Raw genomic sequence first — 9,086 nt, forward strand, 5'->3', positions numbered from 1 at the left:
GTCTCCATAAGAGTACTCGGTCTAGCGCATTCATTGCGACTATCAGTTCTGCGCGGGTCCTGGCTCGCAATACATGGCCAAGCAGGTCGTCAACGACAGGGTCATTGATACCCGCATAATTTTGGCTGCCCTCGATATTAACCGTATCGGAATGAAAGTAGTCTCGTTGCTCGTAACTGGGGGCCTGACCCTGAGACAAAGAAACAGTCGTCATATCGTAATCAAATTGATCTAACCGTACTTTGTATTGAGCTGTATCGATTAGCCGTGGCTCTGCAGTAATACCGATTTTTTGTAAGTTCTTCACAAAAGGTAGAATAACGCGCTGGATTCCAGCCTGACGAATGAGTATTTCGAAGCTAAATACTTTTCCGCTGTTTGCATGCCTTAATTCACCATCCTTTAAAATCCAGCCAGCTTGTTTTAAAAGATTGAGTGCTCTGCGTTGTACTGTACGAATATTTCCATTGCCTTTAGTTTTGGGTAGGGAAAAGGCAGACTCAAATAGGGAAACAGGCAAATTTTTCTTATGAGGCAATAGTAGTTCAAGCTCCTCTTCACTAGGGAGGCCAGTAGCTTTGAATGCTGAATTAGGGTAGTAGCTTTGGTTTCGCTTATAAGCGCCATTAAAAAGGGCTTTGTTCGTCCACTCAAAGTCAAACATTAAGCTCAGTGCTTCTCTGACTTTTGGATCGGAAAATATCTTACGGCGGTTGTTAAAGAAAAAAGCCTGAGTGGTGCTGGGAATATCATGTTTAATTTCCGCTTTAATGACCTTACCTTCATTCAAGGCAGGGAAGTCGTAGGCCTTAGCCCAGTTTTTTGCGGTATAGTCGAAAAACAGATCAAAGCTATCAGACTTAAAGCCCTCAAATGCCACTGACTGATCGCGGTAAAAATCTATCACTACGGTATCGAAATTATATCTACCTTTATAGATATTTAATTCACCCTTAGGCAACTTAGTAAACCAAGCGTCTTTTACACGCTCTAACTTGATTGACTGGCCAACCTTTACGTCACCGACTCTATAAGGCCCGCTTAACAGTGGAATGGTTTGGGAGCTGCGTTCGAAATCTTTATCCACCCAGAAGTGCGCGGGTAATATCGGCATTTCGCCAAATCGTAAGATATTTGCAGCTTGGTCGGCCTGATCGAACTCAACGCGCACTGTATCGGCGTCAATCGCTTTGACTTTGGTAACGGCGCGAAGGCTTTGTTTGAAACGCGGGTGCCCGATTTCTGTAAGGGTAGTATATGAAAACACAACATCTTCAGCGTCGACCGGGTGCCCGTCATGGAAGTGTGCTTCTGGCTGGATATCAAACTCGACCCAAGCATAATTCTGGGGGTAACGGATTTTAGCGGCCAACAGGGCATAGGCACTTTGTGGTTCATCGCCTGATGGTGAGTAGCTTCCGGTTCCTGCTAATAAAGTTTCATTTAGCTCTGTAAACCCATACATAAACATTCCCGGAGAATTGAAGGGGCTGGTTCCTTTTAAAATGTAAGGGTTTAGAGAATCAAAAGAACCGAAACCCATTAGACGCAGGTTCCCACCTTTGGCGGCGTTAGGATTGACATGGTCAAAATGAGAAAAGTCCTGCGGGTATTTAAGGTCGCCGTACAAAGCAAAGCCATGTGACTCGGTAATAATTTCGGCAGCAAGCGCCTTACCAGTAAAAAAGTGTAAAAACGCTATGATTAAAATAGTCTTATATTGAGGCGTAGAAAGCACGGTTAAAGCCTTAATGAAGAAACGATAAATTAACCTATTCCTATAAAAGAAATAGGCGCGCAGGCATAAGAGTTTATCTAAGGGAAAGGGCTTACAACAGTAGTAAGCTAATTTTTTTGTACTTACTTAAGAAAGAAGCTCAATAATACTCGAGAAGTCTTTTAATCCATCGCCTGAAGCTTGTTTTTTTTGATACATTTCATAGGCTGCATTACCGAGTGGCGTGTTACTTCCAGTACTTTGTGCGTTTAAGGCCGCCAAACCAAGATCTTTTGTCATTAGGTCGACCATAAAACCAGGCTGATAGTTATTCGATGCAGGGCTGGTCTCCATGACGCCAGGATAAGGGTTATACTTTTCTAAACTCCAGTTCTTTCCTGAGCTTGCGAGCATTATTTCAGAAAGTACTTTAGCATCCAAACCGTTATTTTCACCTAATTTCAATGCTTCACTAGTGCCAATCATATGAATAGCAAGGAGCATGTTATTACACATTTTAGCGACTTGCCCGGCTCCGTCAGTCCCTGCCAAAAATATATTGCTCCCCATGGCGCTAAGAACAGGTTTTGCTTTATCAAAATTGGTTTCTGAACCTCCACACATAAATGTCAGTGTTCCTGCGGCGGCGGCTGCGACGCCACCTGAAACAGGAGCATCAAGCATTGAAATACCTTTATCTTTTGCTGCGTTATGTACGCTAATAGCAGACTCCGCTTCGATCGTTGAGCAATCAATCACTAAGGTTTCTTTATCAATGATTGATAATAGCTTTTCGCCTTCAAGATAAAGCCCTAACACATGCCTACCTGCAGGCAGCATGGATATAAGGATAGTAGCGTCTTTGCACGCTTGTGATGCCGAGCTTGCGACATGCGCACCGAGTTGCTTCATCTCTTCTAGTGGAGTCTTGGCTAAATCATATACCCGCAGGTTGTAACCCGCTTTTACAAGATTTTTTGCCATGGGAAGTCCCATGTTCCCCAGACCTATAAACGCGATCGTTGTCATTATTATTTTCCCAATCTTGGAAGGGGCAGAATAGCCCCCTTTGTTATTTATAAGAAGCTTTGCTTAAGCCAGTAGCCCATCTAAAGGGTTTTTATCCCAAGGCCTACTAAATAAAGACTCAATAACGGAACTTGGGATATGGGTATAGTGCGCGTATTCCCACTTAGGTGTTTTGTCTTTATCTATTAATAGCGCACGAACGCCCTCCGCAAAATCGGGATGACGGATCATGTTGGTCGCTAAAACCAGCTCGCTTGTAAAAGCGTTTTGTAAATCAGTATAACGATGGCGTTTTAACTGCTCATAAATCGCAACAAGAGATAACGGGGAGCCAGCAAGTAAAGTTTGCTTAGATTTGTTGAGAAAAGTGTTACTTTCATCAAAAGCTACGATTGCATCCGTAATTGAACATAAAGAGTTATGCTGGCACGCCTGCTCAAGCACTTGTAGGTTTAGCTTTATTTGCGAACTTTGAAGTTGTTTGCTTGTAAGCTCTAGTGCCTTTATAGCTTCTGTTACCAAGAGGTGGTTGTTATCATTTTCTTCTGAAAATTCAAGCTTGGATATTGCATGAATCAGCTTTTCGACATCATTTAACTCAATGGCAAAATCAGCTAAGCGGCAAAATAGTGTATCGGCTGCATTAATAGCTACGCCCGTTAACGCCAGAAAATATCCTAGATTATAGGGAACCTGATTAAGAAATTGTGTTCCACCTACATCAGGGAACAGACCAATAGTTATCTCGGGCATAGCCAGTTTAGTGGTGTCGGTGATAACTCGATGACTGGCGCCAGCGAGTAAACCTAAACCACCACCCATGACAAAGCCATGCCCAATACAAATGATCGGTTTGTCATAAGTATGAATAAGATAATTGAGTTGATATTCCTCAAAAAAGAACTGTTCTGCATCGATACAAGCACCGTCTTGTTGTGCTATCGCAGAGCGATAAAGTGCTTGGACATCGCCGCCAGCGCAAAAGGCTTTGCTGCCTTGCCCCTTTAAAATTACAGCTTGAATATCATCGTTACTTGCCCAATCTTTTAGTGACTGCGTGAGTAAACGGACCATTTGAAGCGATAGGGCGTTTAGCGTCTTTTCGGAGTTGAGTGTTAAAACTCCCACACTGCCATTTTTAGCAGCAAGTACTTCGACTAGCACTTCTTCGGACGCTGTTGTTTCGACAGTCTCAGTTGCTTGTGATGATTTATTCATTTACTTTTTCCACTCTGGAGAGCGTTTCTCGAGAAACGAATTAGTGCCTTCAAGCTGGTTGTCACCACCAATTAGATTAATGAATTCGGTGCGCTCATGCTGAAGTGAAAGCGATATGGCGTTTTCTCGAGCTGTACTTAAAAGCTTTTTACAGGCAAACAAAGCATCGGGGCTTTGCTTACTTGCAGACTGTGCATAGTTCATGGCGCTTGATAAGGCCTCGCCTTTCGGTACACTTTCTAGTGCTAATCCGGTTTGAACGGCTGTTTCGGCATCCATTCTCTGCCCGAGCAAGATCATTTTACTTGCCCACGCTTCGCCAATTAACCAACTCAACCGCTGTGTGCCACCAGCGCATGGTAAAAGACCAACACCTGCTTCAGGCAGTGCAACCTGAGCCTGTTCTTCGACGATACGGATATCACAGGCAAGTGCACACTCAAGACCTCCACCCATCGCGTAACCATTGATAGCCGCGATGGATACACCCTTAAAACTTGCAAGGGCTTCAAATGCTTCGCCAAAACGGTGTGCAACATCTTTTGAAAGTATCTTGTCGCCGCTACTAAACTGCTTAAGGTCTGCACCAGCAGAGAAAAACTTTTCGCCTTGCCCGTGTATGACTAAGGCACTTATTCCGCTCATTGCATTGAGTTTTACGATGACGCTTGAAAGCGCGCCAAGGCTTTCCAAGTCCCAGGTATTTGCAGGTGGATTGTTGATAGTAATTTTAGCAATATGACCATCGACAGTAACAATAATTTTGTCACTAGAGGAAATATTCTGATTTTCTTGTGTCATAGCGGGTGTTCTTTCCTTTTTCAGAAGATTGGAATGCGCGAAGCTTGCCTACTAGCTTATCCGAGAAGCTGGAAGTTTTCATCAGATAACAAGGCTCTAGCAATGATTAAGCGCATTACTTCGTTAGTACCTTCGAGAATACGATGCACGCGCGTATCTCTAAAGTAACGTTCGATAGGGTATTCCTTGATATAGCCGTAACCACCGTGCAATTGTAGGGCTTCATCGCAAATCTTAAAACCGAGATCAGTCGCTAGGCGTTTAGCCATCGCGCAATGAACCGATTTATCGGCTGCACCTTGGTCGAGTTTAAATGCGGCTAGGCGGATCATCTGGCGAGAGGCTACAAGCTCTGTCAGCATATCAGACAGTTTGAACTGTGTGGCTTGAAAATCGGCAATCGTCTGATTGAATTGCTTGCGCTCCTTAACATAGTTAATACTCTGTTGCAGGCTCGCGCGCGCAGTACCGACTGAGCAGGCAGCAATATTGATTCGGCCGCCATCTAGGCCTTCCATCGCCAACTTGAAACCGTCACCTTCATGTGCCAAAAGGTTTTCTTTGGGTACGCGTACATTCTCAAAATGAATCAAGCGGGTCGGTTGATTGCTCCATCCGAGCTTTTCTTCTTTCTTACCAAAACTGATACCTTCACTTGTAGCGGGTATGGCAAGGCAAGTAATACCTTTTGGGCCTGCCTCGCCAGTTCTAAGCATTGTGACTAAAAGGTCAGTATCGCCAGCGCCGGATATGAAGGCTTTACAACCATTAACGATATAGTGATCGCCTTCGAGTTTTCCACTGGTCGTTAGTGAGGCAGCGTCAGACCCGGCTCCCGGTTCAGTCAGGCAATAACTGACGAGTTTACGCCCTGAAGCTAGTGCTTCTGACCACTGATCGACCAGTGACTTACGACCGTAGCGAGCAAGCATATTAAACGCCATATTATGGATGCTAATAAACGCAGCGGTAGAGGTGCAGCCGGACGCTAGTTCTTCCATAATAATGGAGCTGTCTAATCGCGACAGACCAATACCTTTATCAGCCTCTGGCACGTACATGGCCATAAACCCAAGTTTACCTGCTTCGACAAAGGCTTGCTTCGGGAACTCGCAGGCTGCGTCCCATATACTAGCCTGAGGTGCAAGTTCTGTCTCTGCGAAACGTTTTGCTGTTTCCTGGAAAGCGAGCTGATCTTCGTTTAAGTCGTAATTCATAAAATATAATACTTTAGGTGGCCTTATAAATTAATCTGTCTACTTTAAGCTAATCGACATGTTGGGTGCTTGCGCAGGAGATGATTTCCAGCTTGCTGTAATTGTTTTTGTCTCAGTATAAAAGCGGACTGCCTGCTTTCCGTAAGCATGTAAATCCCCCATAAACGAGCCTTTCCAACCAGTAAATGAAAAGAAAGGTAGCGGAACGGGAATGGGCAGGTTAATACCAACTTGACCAACTTCTATTTCGTGCTGATATTTTCGTGCACTAACGCCAGATTGGGTAAATATTGAGGTACCGTTGCCGTAGGGGTTACTGTTAACCAAATTGATTGCATCTTCAAGCGTTTCAACGTTCATGCATGACACAACTGGCCCGAAAATTTCTTCCTGGTATATGTCCATCTCAGTCGAAACATCAGTGAAGAGTGTAGGGCCTAACCAATTGCCATTCGGGTAACCTTCTACAACGATGTCTCGACCATCTACCAAGCAGTTTGCGCCTTGGTCTATTCCTTTTTGAATCAAGCCTGAAACACGCTCTACAGCCTGAGGACTAATCAAAGGCCCATAAGCTGAATCAGGTGAGTCCCAAATGCCGGGCTTAACCGCTTTTAGGCGTTCAGCGAGCTCATCTGCCCAGACGATTGTTTCGCCAACAAAAACAATCACGCTAATTGCCATGCAGCGTTGTCCGGCAGCGCCAACCGTAGCGCCGACTAATGCGTTCATGACGGTGTCTTTGTCGGCATCAGGAAGTACGACCATGTGATTTTTCGCACCGGCAAAGCATTGAGCACGCTTCATCTCGCGAGTGGTTGTTAGATACACATCTTTGGCAACAGGTACTGAACCAACAAATGAGGTCGCCAGAATATCAGGATGTTTAATAAGTTGGTGAACCTGGTCTTTGCCACCATGAATCATTTGCACCAGACCTTTGGGTGCCCCGGCTTCCTGGAATAGCTCTAATAAACGAACAGTCGCTAAGGGAACTTGCTCAGAGGGCTTAAGGATCATGGCGTTTCCACAGGCTGTTGCCATAGGGAACATCCAAAGCGGAATCATTGCCGGAAAGTTAAACGGGGTAATACCGAGCGTCACACCAAGCGGCTGGGTCAGGCTATAGGTATCTACGCCCTTAGCAACATTTTCGACAGTCTCACCCATTAACAGGGAAGGAATGTTGCAAGCATGCTCGACAACTTCAATACCGCGCCATACATCACCCATAGCATCTTCAATATTTTTACCCGTGTCTTTAGCAAGAATCTCGGCAATCTCACGCTGATGTTCCTTTAACAAATACTGGTAACGTAGCATCAAGCGAGCGCGCTCACTGACAGGGGTTTCTTTCCACTCTAAGAATGCGGCTTTGGCGCCTTCAACGGCGCGATCAATTTCGCCTTTCGTGGCGAATGAGACCTCTGCAAGTACCTCTTGTGTCGCGGGGTTAAGAACGTTTTGTTTTTGCACGCTTTCACTGTGAACAAATTCGCCATTGATTAAGAGTGGAACTTGATGAGGCATGATTGGAGTCCTTATTATTCTTTATGCAGTATTTAGAATGCTAATGAAGGTCGTAGACGAGTAAAACTTATATTTCTAATGTTTTATATTTGATAGCCACTCTACTAACAATTATGCATAGAGTCATTGACTAAATTGCGATCGATATGGATTATATTGCTTTTTGACTGAGTGTTATATATGAGCGAACCCTCTAACTGGCCTCTGTCGGATAGGCAGGCAACGCGAATTCGTGTGCCAAAGCATATTCTGCAACAGCTCGCGCTTCATCCAATAGCTCGCCAAATCTTTGCTTCGTCGATTGGTTATTACCCCAGCGCAGCAAAGCATGAGATGGAGAGAATTGCGCATGACGACTATATTCTTATTTATTGTGCTGAAGGGCAGGGTTATCTAAGTACGGGTCACTACAAGGGGGAGATTCACCAAGGGGACCTGTTTATTTTACCGCCTGAAACAGCCCACCAATACCGCTCTGACCCTGAAACACCCTGGACAGTTTTCTGGTTTCATTTTCGTGGTGACCTTGCTGATAGTTATTACCGCTATTTATTTAAGGCATCTGATACCTCAGTTGTTAAAGCTCATGACGTTCAGACATTAGCTCGCTTTCGGGAGCTCATTGGTATTGCTCGCTCGAGTTTTACCCTGGATTCTTATATCTACGTTAGTAGCCTCTTGAGCCATCTTTTGATTTCAACAGCACATACAGTGATGGAAGATGCAAAAAAGTATGGTGGTATAAGTGTCGAAAAGACACAGGATTTTATGCGAAAAAATATTGGCAAATCACTAAGTCTTGCTGATCTTGCAGATGTTAGCCGTGTTTCCAAATACCACTTCTCCAGGCGCTATCGTGAGTTGACTGGTATTTCACCGCTAAAACACTTTTCGAACATGAAGATCGAGCAGGCATGTTCTTTACTTGAGCAAACAAACATAAGTATTTCTGATATTGCTTACCAACTCGGGTATGATGATGCGCTTTATTTTTCGCGCGTCTTTAAGAAACTTATGAAGGTTTCGCCTAGAAACTACCGTAAGGAATTGCGCAAGCGGCTGGACGCGCCTTTGTAAAACGAAATATTTTTATTCTCTCCTTATTAATCGCCTAAAAAATAGTTATTTATTTAACCAATGCTTACAGACAGTCAAAAACAACTCATACAGTCCACTTATCGCAAGTTTACTTCTAGGGAAGGATTCCGCCCGCGATATGGGCAAAGAGTAATGATTGCCGAGATAGCAAAATATTTAGGCAGCATTAAAGAAGATGATCAGGGTGCACGAAAGTCCGACCCAGCAGTATGTGTTGTCGAGGCAGGAACCGGCACTGGAAAAACGCTTGCTTACAGCATTTCAGTGCTCCCTCTTGCTTTAGCGCAAGGTAGAAAAGTTATCGTTTCTACCGCTACAACCGCTTTGCAAGATCAGGTCATGAGCAAGGACCTACCTGAGCTAGCGAAATACTCCGGCCTTGATTTCAACTATGCCCTGGCAAAAGGTCGGGGTCGTTACCTTTGTCTGAGCAAGCTGGATCAACAGCTTGATAATGCCAATAGCGATACTACTGC

8 protein-coding genes are annotated in these 9,086 nt (G+C 44.5%); 2 read left to right on the forward strand and 6 right to left on the reverse strand.

Annotated elements, in window-relative coordinates; translation table 11 throughout:
* The 6 genes from A3756_RS11990 to A3756_RS12015 all read right to left on the reverse strand — a co-directional run.
* Positions 1 to 1,738 (reverse strand): extracellular solute-binding protein (locus A3756_RS11990; protein ID WP_068553565.1); only part of this gene is annotated, 1,738 nt, incomplete at its 3' end.
* Between the two features lie 126 nt (positions 1,739 to 1,864).
* Positions 1,865 to 2,746 (reverse strand): 3-hydroxyisobutyrate dehydrogenase, encoded by an 882-nt coding sequence (mmsB, locus tag A3756_RS11995; protein WP_068553566.1) that lies wholly within the window; start codon positions 2,744 to 2,746, stop codon positions 1,865 to 1,867.
* 63 nt (positions 2,747 to 2,809) lie between these two features.
* Positions 2,810 to 3,964, reverse strand: coding sequence for an enoyl-CoA hydratase/isomerase family protein (locus tag A3756_RS12000; RefSeq protein ID WP_068553567.1), 1,155 nt, complete (start codon positions 3,962 to 3,964; stop codon positions 2,810 to 2,812).
* On the reverse strand, positions 3,965 to 4,765 hold the full coding sequence (locus A3756_RS12005; RefSeq protein ID WP_068553568.1) for an enoyl-CoA hydratase: 801 nt from the start codon (positions 4,763 to 4,765) through the stop codon (positions 3,965 to 3,967).
* 56 nt (positions 4,766 to 4,821) lie between these two features.
* Positions 4,822 to 5,982 carry an acyl-CoA dehydrogenase family protein gene (locus A3756_RS12010; RefSeq protein WP_068553569.1) on the reverse strand — a complete coding sequence of 387 codons (1,161 nt, stop codon included), beginning with the start codon at positions 5,980 to 5,982 and terminating at the stop codon, positions 4,822 to 4,824.
* A 39-nt stretch (positions 5,983 to 6,021) separates the two neighbouring features.
* Entirely contained in the window at positions 6,022 to 7,512 is a 1,491-nt protein-coding gene (locus A3756_RS12015) for a CoA-acylating methylmalonate-semialdehyde dehydrogenase (RefSeq protein WP_068553570.1), read from the reverse strand.
* A gap of 180 nt (positions 7,513 to 7,692) precedes the next feature.
* Here A3756_RS12015 and A3756_RS12020 point away from each other — a divergent pair, with 180 nt between their 5' ends.
* Both A3756_RS12020 and A3756_RS12025 read left to right on the forward strand, forming a co-directional pair.
* Positions 7,693 to 8,589: an AraC family transcriptional regulator gene (locus tag A3756_RS12020; protein ID WP_068553571.1), complete on the forward strand. Its 897-nt coding sequence runs from the start codon at positions 7,693 to 7,695 to the stop codon at positions 8,587 to 8,589.
* Between the two features lie 153 nt (positions 8,590 to 8,742).
* On the forward strand, positions 8,743 to 9,086 hold a 344-nt coding region (locus tag A3756_RS12025), incomplete at its 3' end, for a DEAD/DEAH box helicase (protein ID WP_231875529.1).

The organism is Oleiphilus sp. HI0086, from assembly GCF_001635225.1.